Raw genomic sequence first — 15,689 nt, forward strand, 5'->3', positions numbered from 1 at the left:
TATTGTGGAGATTCAGATTGAACAGATCAGATTTGATTTAACCTGGCCCATCAGGCATGAGGCGATGTATCCTGATTTACCCTTTGATGCGATTAAACTAGCTAAGGACCCTAATGGTATACATTTCGGACTTTATGCAAAACATCATCTGGTCGCGGTAGTTTCCCTATTCAACGTAGGGCATGTTTACCAATTCAGAAAATTTGCAACTATAACGGCTGAACAAAGTAAAGGTTATGGAACAATATTACTAACTCATGTTATCAATTATGTAAATGAAATGGGCGGTCAAAAACTATGGTGTAATGCCCGGGTTTCTGCTACTGGATTTTACAATAAGTTTGGTATGATACAGACTGATCAGCCCTATATGAGTAACGGCATCGAATTTGTCACCATGGGGTTACAACTGAACAATTAACCGACGACTTGTGTTCGGTTTTATATATTTGCTTACAATAAAAGAACAGAATAATGGCTAAAAAGAAAGACGACAAGCAGAATCATGTTGCTGTGGTTAATAAAAAATCACTGCAGTTTTTTGAAAAATATATCAATAACCCTTCTCCAACCGGCTTTGAATATCCAGGTCAGAAATTATGGCTTGACTATCTAAAACCATATATCGATGAAAGTTTTATTGACAATTACGGCACCGCTGTAGGGGTAATTAACCCTAAAGCCGAATTTAGAGTAGTAATTGAAGCTCACGCTGACGAAATCTCCTGGTTCGTGAATTACATCACCGAGGATGGATTAATATACGTAATTCGTAACGGAGGTTCGGATCATCAGATTGCACCTTCCAAAAGGGTTAATATCCATACTGACAAAGGCATGGTAAAGGCTGTATTTGGATGGCCGGCTATACACACCCGTCATGGTGGCGAGAAAGAAGAAGCACCTGCCCTTAAAAATATATTTCTGGATTGCGGATGTACTTCTAAAGAAGAAGTGGAAAAACTAGGCATTCATGTTGGCTGTGTAATTACCTACGAAGATGAATTTATGGTCCTAAACGATCGCTATTATGTAGGTAGAGCACTGGACAACAGAGCTGGAGGCTTTATGATTGCCGAAGTAGCACGTTTACTTCAAGAGAATAAAAAGAAACTTCCATTCGGATTGTATATCGTAAACTCGGTACAGGAAGAAATTGGATTACGTGGTGCTGAAATGATTGCGCATAGAATTAAACCACATGTTGCGATCATTACGGATGTAACTCACGATACAACCACGCCGATGATCAATAAAAAAACTCAGGGTGATTTGGCTTGCGGTAAAGGACCAGTGGTTTCTTATGCCCCAGCAGTACAAACCAACCTCAATAAATTATTGATTGAAACCGCTGAAAAGAATGGTATCCCTTTCCAACGTCAGGCCTCCTCACGCTCGACAGGTACTGATACGGATGCTTTTGCATATTCTAACGGTGGTGTACCATCTGCACTGATTTCGTTACCGCTGCGTTATATGCATACTACAGTCGAAATGATCCACAAGGAAGATGTAGACAATGTAATAAGCCTGATCTATCATGCATTATTAAATATCGAAAAAGATCACGATTTCAGATACGGTAAATAGTATTACCTATTAAAAAAGAAAGGGGTGTTTGATTTTTTTTCAGACATCCCTTTCTTTTTTTAATCCCACCGCTTTTGTTACTTTTATGTATCATCCGTTAAAAACCATTTACTTATGAGCGATCAATCAGCAAAATTCACAGAAAAAATTAAAGCCTCTTATAAACCCTCTGGCTCATATATTTATTTAGGAGCAGGTATATTAAATGGTGAGGTACTAGCCGATGCTGAAGTAAACCTATCACTACATATGATGAACCGGCATGGATTAGTTGCCGGAGCAACCGGTACAGGAAAGACCAGAACATTACAACTACTTGCCGAACAATTATCGGATGCTGGTGTACCTGTTTTTATGCTAGATGTCAAGGGTGATTTATCCGGCTTAAACCAACCCGGAGCAAGTAATGCCAAAATTGAAGAAAGGTCGCAGCAACTTAATAAACCATTTAACCCATCGGGCTTTCCACTAGAACTTTATTCATTGTCAGGTAAGCTTGGTGCACAGATGCGAGCTACCGTTCTGGAGTTTGGCCCTACCCTATTGGCCAAGATTCTTGATTTGAATGATACCCAGTCCGGCGTACTGGCAGTTATATTCAAATATGCGGATGACAATAAAATGCCAATTATAGACCTAAATGATCTTAAAAAGTTAGTTAACTACCTTGCCGAGGATCAAGGAGCTGATGAAATTAAAAGCACTTATGGCAAAATATCAACAGCAACATCTGGTACCATTTTAAGAAAAATAGTTACCATAGAGCAGCAAGGTCTAAGTGCCATGTTTGGGGAACGTTCTTTTGATATTGAAGATCTTTTTGAAAAGGTTGATGGCAAAGGAACAATTAGCTTGCTAAATATTTCTGATGTTCAAACCCAACCTGTTTTATACTCGACATATTTGCTGAGCTTACTGGCCGAAATATTTTACACCATGCCAGAGGCTGGCGACCTGGCCAAGCCTAAACTGGTCTTCTTTTTCGACGAGGCCCATTTGCTATTTAAAAACTCCTCTAAAGCCTTTTTAGAACAAATCGAAACGATCATCAGGCTAATCAGATCTAAAGGCATAGGTGTCTTCTTTTGCACTCAGGCACCTACAGATGTACCCGAAAGTGTATTGTCACAATTAGGAAATCGTATTCAACATGCATTAAGGGTATTTACCCCTAACGATGCCGATGCTTTAAAGAAGACGGTCAATACTTATCCTCGTTCAGATTTTTACAAAATTGATGAGATATTAACATCCCTGGGAACTGGTCAGGCACTGATTACCGTGTTAAACGAGAAAGGTATACCAACTGAGGTAGCAGCAACCATGCTTACTCCTCCAAGGGCCGTTATGGGCCCCTTACCTCTCACAGACTATAACTCTTTGATCCAAGCCAGCCCTATGACTACCAAATACGCGGAAGCAATTGATCCCGAGAGCGCATATGAAATACTCACTAAGCGGGTTAATGATAAATTAGCAGGAGAAGACCAGTCTGAGGCAGTGCCCGCCCCTGCAAAAGGAGAAAAAAGTATCATTGAGCAAGTAATGGGCGCAACCATCACCAGGCAGATAGGCAAAGAAATTGTCCGCGGAATATTTGGTATGCTTACTGGCAAAAAACCACGCAGTACTGGAGGTAAAGGAATATTTGGATTTTAACTTAAAAAACTATCCTTAGATGAATCAAAAAATGTATTTTAGCCCAATAAAAATTTAACGTTTACATTGAGTATTAACCAATTCATTATTTTAATTGAATGAAACCTACCCTACTAATATTAGCCGCCGGTATGGCGAGCCGCTATGGCAGCATGAAACAAATTGATGGCTTCGGTCCAAACAATGAAACCATTATCGACTATTCTATATACGATGCAATTAAGGCAGGTTTTGGCAAAGTAGTCTTCATCATTAAAGAAGAATTTGTCGATAATTTTAAAGCTATTTTTGAACCAAAACTAAGTGGTAAAATTGAGACGGATTACGTATTCCAAAACTTCGATTTGAAGCAGTTTGGTATTGAAGAAGAAATCTATCGTGAAAAACCATGGGGAACAGCTCACGCTATTCTTTCCGCCAGAAAGACCATTAAAGAACCATTTTGTGTAATCAATGCCGATGATTATTATGGCTTTGATGCTTTCAATAAAATGGTTGACTTTTTAAATAATGAGGCTACAGACAGTAACTATTCTATCGTTGGCTACCAGATTGGAAAAACCCTATCTGATTTTGGATCGGTTTCCCGTGGAGTTTGCAAAACTAGTGAAGCAGGTTATCTGGAAGAAATTACGGAGCGTACACAAGTTTATAAAAAAGGAGATGCGATCGTTTATGAAGAGAATGGTGTAGAATATCCTTTGGAATACAATACGCCTGTTTCTATGAATTTCTGGGGCTTTACACCAGCAGTATTTAAACTAACTGAAGACTTGTTTAAAGTATTCGCTTTAGCAAATAAAGATAAGCCTAAAGCTGAATTCTTTATTCCTCTAATTGGCGAGAACCTTGTGAAAAGCAATTCAGCAACTTTTAAAGTTATACCTACAGACAGCCAGTGGTTCGGTGTAACTTATAAAGAAGATAAACCATTTGTACAAAGCTGCATAGATGAGCTTGTTAAAAATGGCACTTATCCAGAAAACCTTTGGAACTAATTTTTATCCAATTATAAAAAGGAAAGGCCCTTGATCATCGATCAAGGGCCTTTCCTTTTTATAGAAATCAACGATTACTTTTTGTCGTCTTTAACTTCTTCGAAGTCTACATCAGTAACGTTATCGCCACCATCAGCATGTCCGCTAGCCTGACCTTCTGCACCAGCTTCTGGCTGTGCACCGTCTTGACCACCTTTATACATTTCTTCTGAAGCAGCATTCCATGCATTTTGCAATTCTTCCTGAGCTGCATCAATATCAGCAAAATTTCTTGCTGCATGTGCGTCTTTAAGTTTTTTCAAACCTTCTTCAATAGGCGCTTTTTTATCAGCAGAAAGTTTATCACCAAACTCTTTTAATTGTTTCTCAGTTGTGAAAATTAAAGCATCTGCACCATTGATTTTCTCAGCTTCTTCTTTAGCAACTCTATCAGCATCAGCATTTTGCTCTGCTTCTTCTTTCATCCTTTTGATCTCTTCGTCAGTTAAACCTGAAGAAGCTTCAATACGGATTTTTTGCTCTTTACCAGTAGCTTTATCTTTAGCACTTACATGTAAGATACCATTCGCATCAATATCAAATGCTACTTCTACCTGAGGAACTCCACGTGGAGCTGGTGGAATACCATCTAAAATGAAACGACCAATTGTACGGTTCTGAGCAGCCATTGGACGCTCACCTTGCAAAATATGGATCTCTACAGAAGGCTGATTATCAGCAGCAGTAGAGAAAGTCTCTGCTTTTTTAGAAGGAATAGTAGTGTTGGCTTCGATTAACTTAGTCATTACACCACCCATAGTTTCAATACCTAAAGAAAGTGGAGTAACATCTAATAACAATACATCCTTAACTTCTCCAGTCAATACACCACCTTGAATTGCAGCACCAATAGCTACAACCTCATCAGGGTTTACACCTTTAGAAGGTTCTTTACCGAAGAAAGCTTTTACAGCTTCCTGAATAGCAGGAATACGTGTAGAACCACCAACTAAAATGATTTCATCAATATCACTTGTTTTTAAACCAGCATTTTTCAAAGCAGATTTACAAGGATCAATTGTACGTTTGATCAAATCACTAGCCAATTGCTCAAATTTCGCACGACTTAATGTTCTAACAAGGTGTTTAGGTCCTGTTGCGTCAGCAGTGATATAAGGAAGATTGACCTCAGTTGAAGTCGTACTTGAAAGCTCAATTTTAGCTTTCTCGGCAGCTTCTTTTAAACGTTGCAATGCCATTGGATCTTGGTGTAAATCCATGCCATTTTCATTTTTAAACTCATCAGCTAACCAATCGATAATGATGTGATCAAAATCATCACCACCTAAGTGAGTATCACCATCAGTAGATTTAACTTCAAATACACCATCGCCCAATTCAAGTACAGAAACGTCATGAGTACCACCACCGCAGTCAAACACAACGATTTTCATATCTTTATGAGCTTTATCCAAACCGTAAGCTAAAGCAGCTGCAGTTGGCTCATTGATGATACGTTTAACAGTTAAACCTGCAATTTCACCAGCTTCTTTCGTAGCTTGACGTTGAGCATCATTAAAGTAAGCAGGAACCGTAATAACGGCTTCAGTTACCTCATGACCCAAGAAATCTTCTGCAGTCTTTTTCATTTTCTGCAAAATCATTGCAGAAATCTCCTGAGGAGTATATTTACGGTCGTCAATTTCTACACGTGGTGTATTGTTGTCGCCCTTAACAACGTTATATGGTACGCGAGCTGCTTCTTTGCTAACTTCAGCAAAGCTGCTACCCATAAAGCGCTTAATTGAATAAATTGTTTTTGTTGGGTTAGTTATGGCCTGACGTTTAGCAGGCTCACCAACTTTACGTTCACCATTCTCTGCAAAAGCAACAATGGATGGCGTAGTACGTTTACCCTCACTGTTGGCTATAACTACAGGTTCGTTACCTTCCATTACGGCTACGCAAGAGTTTGTTGTTCCTAAGTCTATACCAATAATTTTTGACATGTTATTTATCTCTGTTTATGTTATGAAATCTTTTATTATTTATAATCTGTTTAACAAGCAATGTGCCAATTGAGTTTTGGCAGAAAATCATCCTTACAAAGAATAATTAACGAATTTTATGTCCGAAAGCCATTACAAAAATGTGACAGTATGACAGAAATGCATATAAAAGCTAGTTATCTAGCTCAAATAATCTTTCCAAATGGTGATATCCAATTCCAAAATACGCTTTAGTTTCCTTTATTTTCTCAAGAATCTCGGCCCTTCTAGTTTCCGACGCACCATCAACGCCCTTAGTTCCTTTAGATTTAATGCCAACCACCAATACATTTTTAGGAGTATGCGCATCCGAAATGAATTCAAATACTTTAGTCTTATAACCAAAATATTCAAGTATTAATGCCCTTAGTCCGTCAGTTACCATTTCAGCCTGTCGCTCCATGAAAATGCCATATTTAGTTAAAAAAGAAACATCATTTTTAACTTTGTGCTTTTCCATTTCCCTTCTGATTTGTTTATGACAACAAGGTGCAACTACAATCAGTCCGGCATTTGCCTTTATACCTTTATAAATCGCATCATCAGTAGCCGTATCACAAGCATGAAGTGCGATCAAGAGATCTATTCCATCCACCGCATAAGCTTCAATCGTTCCCTGAACAAAATCAAGCTGCTTAAATTCTGAACCAGAAGCAATACCATTACATAAATTCACCAGGTCCTCTCTATATTCGACTCCTGTGACCCCAGTATTTAATTTTAATACGTTATGTAAATAATCGTACAAAGCAAATGTCAGATACCCCTTCCCAGAGCCCATATCGACCACCTTATTGATCTTATCAGCGGGTAAATCTTTAATCAGCGTACTTAATATCTCAATATATTGATTGATTTGACGATATTTATCCTGCGCATTTTTAAATACATTACCTTCTTGATCGGTAATCTTCAATTCTTGCAAATAAGCTTTCCCAGTAGGTTTTATCAACCGCTTCTTTTCCTTATTATGAGCTAACGTAGGTTGCACAGCTGTGCTCACTGATTTCTCTCTTAAAGAGATTTGTTGCTTCTTCCCATGCTCCAATATGATTTCCTTTTCCGTAGTAAACAGCGTGCATACCTTAAAGTCATTACTCACAAAATGAGAGATCAGCGTGATCCCTTCAGCAATTGGAAAATTCTTAAAGATGTCCCTCGTTTTATAGCGATAAGTAAACGAAAGCATATCAGCCCGCTTAATCTTCACCTTACGTACATAAATATTCTTTAGTTCCTTTTCATTCCCCTGATAATTACCAAATGAAACTTTCAAAAATACATTGGAAGAAATGCTATCAGCTAACTGTGTCTGAAATTGTTGTAAATGGAGTTGATTGGACATGAATTTGAATTACTCTACAAAGATAACCTTTTGAAATTAATAGTAAATTGCCTTTATGAAGCACAATTATCTAATTGCCATCTTGCCTCCTCCCGAACTGAGTATGCAAATTGATGAAATTAGAAAAACATGTTCAGAGAAATATAAAGTCTATAAAGCACTACGACCACCGGTCCACATTACTCTTTTATTCCTACGAAATTTGGATGATGTTTTCGAGTCACAGTTAATAAGCGCTCTTGAAGCCGCCAGGAATTTCAAACCTTTTCTGCAGAAATTAGAAAATTATGATGCATTCGTTGGCAATGAAGTGGTATTTATTAAAGCGCTAGTCAATCCCGAAATCACCACACTATACAGAAATATTAAAAAGGTACTTGGAGATCTTTCAAAAGAGCCAAAAAGCCAGATCAGCCCACATATCACTATTGCCTATAGAGACCTAAAAGACCAGTTTCCTCAGATCTATGCAGAATATAAAGATAAAAACTTTGAAGCCAGCTTTCAGGTAGACCAGTTTACGTTATTAAAACACGACCATATCCGCTGGAATATGATTAAAAATTACGAAGCTAAACCAGGAGATCAGCAACTGGAACTCACCTTATAAGCAAAAAGCCCTGTCCGAATAACGGACAGGGCTTTTTTGTATTTCGAATCAGGGAATAGTTATTCGCCTTTATCTTCTGATTTTTCTTCAGCAGCTGGAGCTTCTTCAACTGCAACTTCTGCTTTAGCAGCAGGAGCATCAGTAGCTTTAGCTTTGCTTCTACCACGACGAGTAGTTTTCTTTTCAGCGGCTTCTGCTTCTTTACCATAAACCTCATTGTAATCAACCAATTCGATTAATGCCATCTCAGCATTATCACCTAAACGATTGTTTAACTTAATGATTCTGGTATAACCACCTGGACGGTTAGCAACTTTCGCTGCAACATCACGGAACAACTCAGTAACAGTTTCTTTATCTTGCAAATAGCTAAATACAATACGACGAGAGTGTGTAGTATCAGTTTTAGATTTTGTAATAATAGGCTCAACATACATACGTAAAGCTTTTGCTTTTGCTAAAGTAGTTGAAATCCTTTTATGTTTAATTAACGATGAAGCCATGTTAGCCAACATCGCTTTACGATGTGAATCTGTTCTTCCTAAGTGGTTGTTTTTCTTACCGTGTCTCATTTTTTGATTTATTCAGTATATACCGTCTCTATTTATGCGAGGGAATTATATACTATTAACAATATTGTTATTTATATTCTGTACTTATTATTCTTCGTCCAATTTAAATTTTGACAAGTTCATGCCAAAAGATAAACTTTTTGATTTAACAAGCTCTTGTATCTCTGTCAAAGATTTTTTACCGAAGTTTCTGAATTTTAACATATCAGCAACATCATAAGAAACAAGATCAGCTAAAGTGCGTATATCAGCTGCTTTTAAGCAGTTCAATGCACGAACTGAAAGATCTAAATCAACTAATTCAGTTTTTAAGATCTTACGCATATGTAAGATTTCCTCATCAACTTCTTTAGTTTCTTCTTTAGCTTGAGATTCTAATACTAAATTCTCATCAGAGAACAACATAAAGTGCTGGATTAAAATCTTAGCAGCTTCTTTAAGTGCTTCTTCAGGATGGATAGAACCATCAGTAGAAATATCTAATATTAATTTTTCATAATCTGTTTTCTGCTCAACGCGATAGTTTTCAATCGTGTATTTTACATTTTTCATTGGAGTGAAGATCGAATCGATTGCGATCACACCAACTACAGCATCATTGATTTTATTTTCCTCAGCAGGCACATAACCACGTCCTTTATTAATGGTTAATTCCACTTCTAAAGTAACAGATTTCTCCATGTTACAAATAACGAAATCAGGGTTAAGCACCTCAAAGTTGTTAGAGAATTTAGTAATGTCCCCAGCTAAAAACTGATCTTGTCCATTAATTAAAATAAAAACTTTCTCTGAATCACCAGCATCTCCTGATTTTTTAAAACGTACTTGTTTTAAATTAAGAATAATTTCTGTTAAATCTTCTACAACACCTTTCATTGTAGAGAACTCATGAGATACGCCTGAAAAACGAATACTTGTAATGGCATAACCTTCTAAAGAAGAAAGCAATATTCTTCTTAAGGCATTACCAATTGTTACACCGAAACCGGGCTCTAAAGGGCGGAACTCAAATGTACCATCGAAATCAGTTGATTTCTGCATGATTACTTTATCGGGTTTCTGAAATGCTAAAATTGCCATTTATAATGTTTTTAGATCGTTATTAAATTTATGTAACGTAAAAAAGTTAATTGCCCTTGAAGGCAATTAACTAAATATATTACTTAGAGTATAACTCTACTATAAGGTTTTCTTTGATATTTTCTGGTATCTCGTCGCGATTAGGATAAGCTAAGAACTTACCTGTCAATTCACTTGCGTTCCAGTCTAACCAATTGAATTTATTGATTACTCTACCAGCTACTGAGTTAGTAATAGCTTCTAAAGTTTTAGACTTTTCGCGCACTGCGATCACATCACCAGATTTCAATTGGTATGATGGTATATTTACTACCTCACCGTTAACTGTTACGTGTTTATGGCTAACTAACTGACGAGCAGCTGAACGTGTTGTAGCAATACCTAATCTGTAAACTGTGTTATCTAAACGAGCTTCTAATAATTGTAATAAGTTATCACCTGTAATACCTCCACGTGCAGACGCTTTAGTAAATAAGTTACGGAATTGACGCTCTAATACACCATAAGTATATTTCACTTTTTGTTTTTCCATTAACTGTACTGCGTACTCAGACTGCTTTCCTCTTCTTTTTGAAGCACCATGTTGCCCAGGAGGGTAGTTTTTTCTGTCTAGTACTTTATCAGGACCAAAAATTGGTTCTCTGAACTTACGGGCGATTTTGGACTTTGGTCCTGTATATCTTGCCATTGCTTTTTGTTTTAAAGTATCATGCAACCTTACGCTGCAGACTCTTAGCTTTAAAAATTAATAAATTAAACTCTTCTCTTCTTAGGAGGACGACATCCATTGTGTGGAAGCGGTGTAATATCTTTGATAGAGGTCACTTCAATTCCTGAAACTTGCAATGTTCTAATTGCAGATTCACGACCAGAACCAGGACCTTTAACAAAAACTTCTACTTTACGTAGACCTAAGTCAAATGCTACTTTACCGCAATCAGATGCCGCTTGACCTGCTGCATATGGAGTGTTCTTTTTAGAACCCTTGAATCCCATTTTACCTGCAGAAGACCATGAAATAGTTTGACCATTGTTATTTGTTAAGGTAACAATGATATTGTTAAACGTAGCATTGATGTGTGCCTGTCCAACAGGCTCAATAACAACAATACGCTTTTTGGTAACTTTTTTACTCTTAGCCATAATTATTATTCAGTACTAATTTTATTTAGTAGCTTTTTTCTTGTTTGCAACTGTTTTTCTCTTGCCTTTACGTGTACGAGAGTTGTTCTTAGTACGTTGACCACGTACAGGCAAACCTTTTCTGTGACGTAAACCACGGTAACAACCGATATCCATTAAACGTTTAATGTTCAATTGAACTTCTGAACGTAAAGCACCTTCTACTTTGATGCTATCGTTAATGATGGTACGGATTGCTGATAATTCATCATCAGACCAATCTTGTACTTTCTTGTTTAAATCGATACCTGCTTCCGTTAATATACGTTGTGCAGTTGATCTACCTACTCCGAAGATATAGGTTAATCCAATCTCGCCTCTTTTGTTTCTTGGTAAATCAATACCTGATATCCTTGCCATATTTTATACTAATGTTTGATTATCTGAATGTAATACAGATTGAGTAACCTGTACATCCAATCTATATCATACTTCAATAATGTCTTAACCTTGACGTTGCTTAAATTTAGGGTTCTTCTTGTTTATAACATAAAGTTTACCTTTACGACGAATAACCTTGCAATCAGCACTACGTTTTTTAATTGATGACCTAACTTTCATTTTATTTATATCTATAAGTAATCCTGCCCTTTGATAAATCGTAAGGCGACATCTCTAATTTGACTTTGTCCCCTGGTAAAATTTTGATATAATGCATCCTCATTTTCCCAGAGATATGAGCGATAATCTCGTGGCCATTTTCCAGTTCTACCCGGAACATAGCATTTGATAGTGCTTCTCTTATTACACCGTCTTGTTCAATCGAGGCTTGTTTAGCCATATAATATTGATTTTTACTTAATTAGCTGCTATTAAACAGGGACGCAAAATTAAATAAAAAAATTTAATTATTTACTTTTTTTCTTTTAAAACTTCTTCAATAAATGAAAAGGTTGATAAAACGTCTGCGCTACCCTTTTTTATCGCAACAGTGTGTTCAAAATGAGCGGACGGCTTGTTATCCTTACTGGTAACTGTCCAGCCATCTGACCAAAATTTAACACCTGCTGTACCTGCGTTGATCATCGGTTCTATGGCAATTACCATGCCCTCCTCAAGTTTAATTCCACTCCCCCGTCTACCATAATTAGGTACCTCAGGTTTCTCGTGTAATTTCACCCCAACACCATGACCAACTAATTCTCTTACTACTCCAAATCCATTTGCTTCAGCATAAGCCTGCACTGCATACCCAACGTCACCTATTCTAGAGCCAACTACAGCTTTTTCAATTGCAAGCTTCAAGCATTCCTGTGTAACATCTACTAGCTTCTTCCGCTCCGCATCAACCTCACCGATCGAAAAAGTATAGGCAGAATCACCAAAAAAATTATTCTTTATTACACCACAATCAACAGAAATCAAATCACCTTCTTTGATTATATAATCACCTGGGAAACCATGAACTACTTGTTCATTTGGCGAAATACATAAGGAGTAAGGAAATCCGTTGTAGTTTAAAAAAGCAGGTATTGCACCATGGTCTCTAATAAACGTTTCTGCAAGATCATTTAGTTCTTGGGTTGTAACCCCTGGACCAATGACTTTGGCCACTTCTGCCAAAGTCTTTGATACCAGTAAAGAACTTTCTCTAATGAGTTCTACTTCTTCTTTTGATTTATAATAGATCTTAGACATTTCTATATATTAAATCACAGCATTACTACCACTCGCAGCAGGGATTCCTGTACGACCGGTAACTCTACCTGTTTTCATTAATCCATCATAATGACGCATCAACAAATAACTTTCAATCTGTTGTAATGTATCCAAAACAACGCCCACTAAAATCAATAAAGATGTTCCTCCATAAAAATGTGCAAACTCAGATTTGATTCCAAATTTTACAGCAATTGAAGGAAGGATTGCAATGATTGCTAAGAATATTGCTCCTGGGAACGTGATCTTAGAAATTACATCATCAATAAATGACGAGGTAGATAAACCTGGTTTAATACCTGGTATAAATCCGCCATTCTTCTTCATATCATCCGACATTTGAGTTGGATTCACTGTAATAGCTGTATAGAAAAACGTAAATGCAATAATTAAGAATGCAAATGTTAAGCTATATGCCAATGAGGTATAATCACTAAACTGAATCAACCAGGTATTCTGTAACGAAGGAAAGAAACCTGTTAAAGTTGCAGGAATAAACATCAAAGCCTGAGCAAAGATAATTGGCATTACACCAGCAGCATTAACCTTTAAAGGAATATACTGTCTTACTCCACCAAATTGTCTGTTACCAACAATCCTTTTAGCATATTGAACAGGAACTTTACGTACACCTTGAACAATCATAATGGTAAACATCACAACTGCAAAAAGAGCAACAATTTCAAGCACAAGCGCAATCAATCCACCACCTTCACCGACAACTCTTGAGCTTACTTCCTGCGACAATGCTACAGGTAAACGAGCAATGATACCAACCATAATGATTAGTGAAATACCGTTACCAATACCTTTATCTGTAATCTTCTCGCCTAACCACATCACAAACAATGTACCTGCAGACAAAACAAAGGTTGCAAGGACAAAGAATAAGCCGTGATCAATAACGATAGCTTCAGCAGGAACTTGAGTTTTAACATAGCCAATCGCCTGAACAGCGGTAATGGCTACAGTTAAATAGCGTGTAATCTGATTAAGTTTCTTTCTTCCGCTTTCACCCTCCTTTTGCATTTTCTGAAAAGAAGGAACGGCAATACCTAATAGCTGAACTACAATAGAGGCTGAAATATAAGGCATAACACCCAAGGCTAATATAGATACACGAGAGAATGATCCCCCAGCAAACATATCCAATAGACCTAAAATGCCTGACTTAGTATTATCGCCTAAAAGTGTTGCGTCTACACCTGGTAAAACCACATGAGATACAAACCTATAAACTAAAAGAATCATGAGCGTATAAACTATACGCTCTTTCAATTCTTGAATTTTCCAAATATTACTTAAAGTAGTAAACAGCTTCTTCATTAATTACAATTTTTCGATTGAGCCTCCAACAGCCTCAATAGCTTTTTGTGCAGTTGCAGAAAAAGCATGTGCTTTAACTTCTATCTTAGATTTAACTTCACCACGACCTAAAACTTTAACTAAGTCATTTTTAGATGCCAAACCATGCTCTTGCAAGGTTGCGAAATCTATGCTTGTTAAGTTAAATTTTTCTGCCAAACCTTGCAATACGTCTAAGTTTACACCAACGTATTCAACACGGTTAATAGGTTTGAAACCTACCTTAGGTACACGGCGTTGTAATGGCATCTGACCACCTTCAAAACCAATTTTGGTTTTGTGACCAGAGCGAGATCCAGCACCTTTGTGACCACGAGTGGAAGTACCACCGCGACCAGATCCGGTACCACGACCAATTCTCTTACTATTTTTAGTAGAACCTGCTGCAGGTTTTAAATTACTTAAGTTCATTTTGAAACTTATTGTGCTGCCCTTCGCTTTCACTAATCAGGGCAACGGTGAAACAATATACAAAGGTTGCAAATGTAATTATATTAACTACATTAACAACCTTTTAATAAATTATATACTCTCTATTGCTATTAAGTGATTCACTTTTCTAACCATTCCGATAATGGCAGCAGTGGCTTCAACTTCTACGCTTTGGTTCATTTTAGTTAAACCTAAAGCTTGCATCGTTCTTTTTTGGCGTTCGCTTCTGTCGATAATGCTTTTTATCTGGGTTATTTTGATCTTAGCCATAATATTATCCGTTAAAAACTTTATTTAAATCAACACCACGTTGTTGCGCAACTGTATATGCATCGCGCATTTTTGTTAAAGCATCTACTGTTGCTTTTACCACGTTGTGAGGATTTGATGAACCTTTTGACTTTGCTAATACGTTATGTACACCAGCACTCTCTAATACAGCACGCATCGCACCACCAGCAATAACACCTGTACCTACTGCAGCTGGTTTGATTAATACAAAACCACCTGAGAATTTACCGATTTGCTCGTGAGGTACAGTGCCATTTAACAAAGGAACTTTTACTAAGTTCTTTTTAGCATCATCAATGCCTTTAGCAATTGCTTCTGTTACCTCTTTTGCTTTACCCAATCCGTAACCTACGATTCCGTTCTCATCTCCAACAACCACGATGGCTGAGAAGCTGAAAGTACGACCACCTTTGGTTACTTTGGCTACGCGTTGTATGCTAACTAAACGATCTTTTAATTCGATCTCGCTAGTCTTAACTCTTTTTATATTGATAGTTGACATTCTTATCTAATTTTCAGATTAAAATTCTAAACCAGCTTCGCGAGCACCTTCTGCCAACGATTTAACGCGACCGTGGTATAAATAGCCATTTCTATCGAAAACAACTTGTTTAATACCTGCTGCGATAGCTTTTTCAGCTACTAATTTACCTACAGCTACTGATTGCTCAGATTTATTGCCTGTACCTGAAAAATCTTTAGATAAAGATGAAGCTGATACAATTGTGCTACCGGTTACGTCGTTAATAATTTGAGCATAAATCCCTTTATTGCTTCTATAAACCGATAAACGTGGACGGCCTTCAGAACCTGTTAATCTTTTTCTGATTCCTTTTTTTATACGATCTCTACGAGATAATTTTTTCCCTGCCATGATGA

20 protein-coding genes are annotated in these 15,689 nt (G+C 37.2%); 5 read left to right on the plus strand and 15 right to left on the minus strand.

The features are described from left to right. Window positions 1-4 precede the first annotated feature (4 nt). The 4 genes from BLS35_RS02285 (at window position 5) to BLS35_RS02300 (ending at window position 4,247) form a co-directional block, all read left to right on the plus strand. Entirely contained in the window at window positions 5-421 is a 417-nt protein-coding gene (locus BLS35_RS02285; RefSeq protein ID WP_254778620.1) for a GNAT family N-acetyltransferase, read from the plus strand. A gap of 53 nt (window positions 422-474) precedes the next feature. Beyond that, window positions 475-1,590: a M42 family metallopeptidase gene (locus BLS35_RS02290; RefSeq protein ID WP_090777410.1), complete on the plus strand. Its 1,116-nt coding sequence runs from the start codon at window positions 475-477 to the stop codon at window positions 1,588-1,590. Between the two features lie 114 nt (window positions 1,591-1,704). Further along, window positions 1,705-3,249 (plus strand): helicase HerA-like domain-containing protein, encoded by a 1,545-nt coding sequence (locus BLS35_RS02295; RefSeq protein ID WP_090777412.1) that lies wholly within the window; start codon window positions 1,705-1,707, stop codon window positions 3,247-3,249. A gap of 98 nt (window positions 3,250-3,347) precedes the next feature. Further along, window positions 3,348-4,247, plus strand: coding sequence for a nucleotidyltransferase family protein (locus tag BLS35_RS02300; RefSeq protein WP_090777414.1), 900 nt, complete (start codon window positions 3,348-3,350; stop codon window positions 4,245-4,247). Between the two features lie 74 nt (window positions 4,248-4,321). Here BLS35_RS02300 and dnaK read toward each other — a convergent pair whose 3' ends face one another. Further along, window positions 4,322-6,235: a molecular chaperone DnaK gene (gene dnaK, locus BLS35_RS02305; protein WP_090777416.1), complete on the minus strand. Its 1,914-nt coding sequence runs from the start codon at window positions 6,233-6,235 to the stop codon at window positions 4,322-4,324. Between the two features lie 172 nt (window positions 6,236-6,407). After that, entirely contained in the window at window positions 6,408-7,619 is a 1,212-nt protein-coding gene (locus tag BLS35_RS02310) for a class I SAM-dependent methyltransferase (RefSeq protein WP_090777417.1), read from the minus strand. A gap of 55 nt (window positions 7,620-7,674) precedes the next feature. Between BLS35_RS02310 and BLS35_RS02315 the strand changes: the two genes are divergently transcribed. After that, a complete protein-coding gene (locus tag BLS35_RS02315; protein ID WP_090777420.1) occupies window positions 7,675-8,229 on the plus strand; it encodes a 2'-5' RNA ligase family protein in 555 nt (184 codons plus the stop codon). Between the two features lie 59 nt (window positions 8,230-8,288). On the opposite strand, the gene rplQ is transcribed toward BLS35_RS02315, so the two are convergent. The 13 genes from rplQ to rplR form a co-directional block, all read right to left on the minus strand. Then, complete coding sequence (rplQ, locus tag BLS35_RS02320) at window positions 8,289-8,801, minus strand: 50S ribosomal protein L17 (RefSeq protein ID WP_090777422.1); 513 nt, start codon at window positions 8,799-8,801, stop codon at window positions 8,289-8,291. 87 nt (window positions 8,802-8,888) lie between these two features. Next, a complete protein-coding gene (locus BLS35_RS02325) occupies window positions 8,889-9,881 on the minus strand; it encodes a DNA-directed RNA polymerase subunit alpha (protein WP_090777424.1) in 993 nt (330 codons plus the stop codon). Window positions 9,882-9,960: 79 nt separating this feature from the next. Next, window positions 9,961-10,569: a 30S ribosomal protein S4 gene (rpsD, locus tag BLS35_RS02330; RefSeq protein ID WP_090778145.1), complete on the minus strand. Its 609-nt coding sequence runs from the start codon at window positions 10,567-10,569 to the stop codon at window positions 9,961-9,963. Window positions 10,570-10,634: 65 nt separating this feature from the next. Further along, window positions 10,635-11,024 carry a 30S ribosomal protein S11 gene (rpsK, locus tag BLS35_RS02335; RefSeq protein WP_048907426.1) on the minus strand — a complete coding sequence of 130 codons (390 nt, stop codon included), beginning with the start codon at window positions 11,022-11,024 and terminating at the stop codon, window positions 10,635-10,637. A gap of 21 nt (window positions 11,025-11,045) precedes the next feature. Beyond that, window positions 11,046-11,423 carry a 30S ribosomal protein S13 gene (gene rpsM, locus BLS35_RS02340; protein ID WP_090777426.1) on the minus strand — a complete coding sequence of 126 codons (378 nt, stop codon included), beginning with the start codon at window positions 11,421-11,423 and terminating at the stop codon, window positions 11,046-11,048. 84 nt (window positions 11,424-11,507) lie between these two features. Next, window positions 11,508-11,624, minus strand: a complete 117-nt coding sequence (gene ykgO / locus BLS35_RS02345) for a type B 50S ribosomal protein L36 (RefSeq protein ID WP_008244551.1) — start codon at window positions 11,622-11,624, stop codon at window positions 11,508-11,510. Window position 11,625: 1 nt separating this feature from the next. After that, window positions 11,626-11,844, minus strand: a complete 219-nt coding sequence (gene infA, locus BLS35_RS02350) for a translation initiation factor IF-1 (protein ID WP_008244555.1) — start codon at window positions 11,842-11,844, stop codon at window positions 11,626-11,628. Between the two features lie 71 nt (window positions 11,845-11,915). After that, window positions 11,916-12,701: a type I methionyl aminopeptidase gene (gene map, locus BLS35_RS02355; RefSeq protein WP_090777428.1), complete on the minus strand. Its 786-nt coding sequence runs from the start codon at window positions 12,699-12,701 to the stop codon at window positions 11,916-11,918. Window positions 12,702-12,710: 9 nt separating this feature from the next. Further along, the gene (secY, locus tag BLS35_RS02360) at window positions 12,711-14,048 is read right to left on the minus strand and encodes a preprotein translocase subunit SecY (protein WP_090777429.1); all 1,338 of its coding nucleotides are present in this window, start codon (window positions 14,046-14,048) and stop codon (window positions 12,711-12,713) included. Between the two features lie 3 nt (window positions 14,049-14,051). Further along, a complete protein-coding gene (gene rplO / locus BLS35_RS02365) occupies window positions 14,052-14,498 on the minus strand; it encodes a 50S ribosomal protein L15 (protein WP_090777431.1) in 447 nt (148 codons plus the stop codon). 111 nt (window positions 14,499-14,609) lie between these two features. Further along, a complete protein-coding gene (gene rpmD / locus BLS35_RS02370) occupies window positions 14,610-14,789 on the minus strand; it encodes a 50S ribosomal protein L30 (RefSeq protein WP_090777433.1) in 180 nt (59 codons plus the stop codon). A 4-nt stretch (window positions 14,790-14,793) separates the two neighbouring features. Continuing rightward, window positions 14,794-15,312, minus strand: a complete 519-nt coding sequence (gene rpsE / locus BLS35_RS02375; protein ID WP_008244566.1) for a 30S ribosomal protein S5 — start codon at window positions 15,310-15,312, stop codon at window positions 14,794-14,796. An 18-nt stretch (window positions 15,313-15,330) separates the two neighbouring features. Beyond that, window positions 15,331-15,684 carry a 50S ribosomal protein L18 gene (gene rplR / locus BLS35_RS02380; RefSeq protein ID WP_090777435.1) on the minus strand — a complete coding sequence of 118 codons (354 nt, stop codon included), beginning with the start codon at window positions 15,682-15,684 and terminating at the stop codon, window positions 15,331-15,333. Window positions 15,685-15,689: the final 5 nt, after the last annotated feature.

It is taken from the genome of Pedobacter sp. ok626 (assembly GCF_900100435.1).
Classification (GTDB): Bacteria; Bacteroidota; Bacteroidia; order Sphingobacteriales; family Sphingobacteriaceae; genus Pedobacter.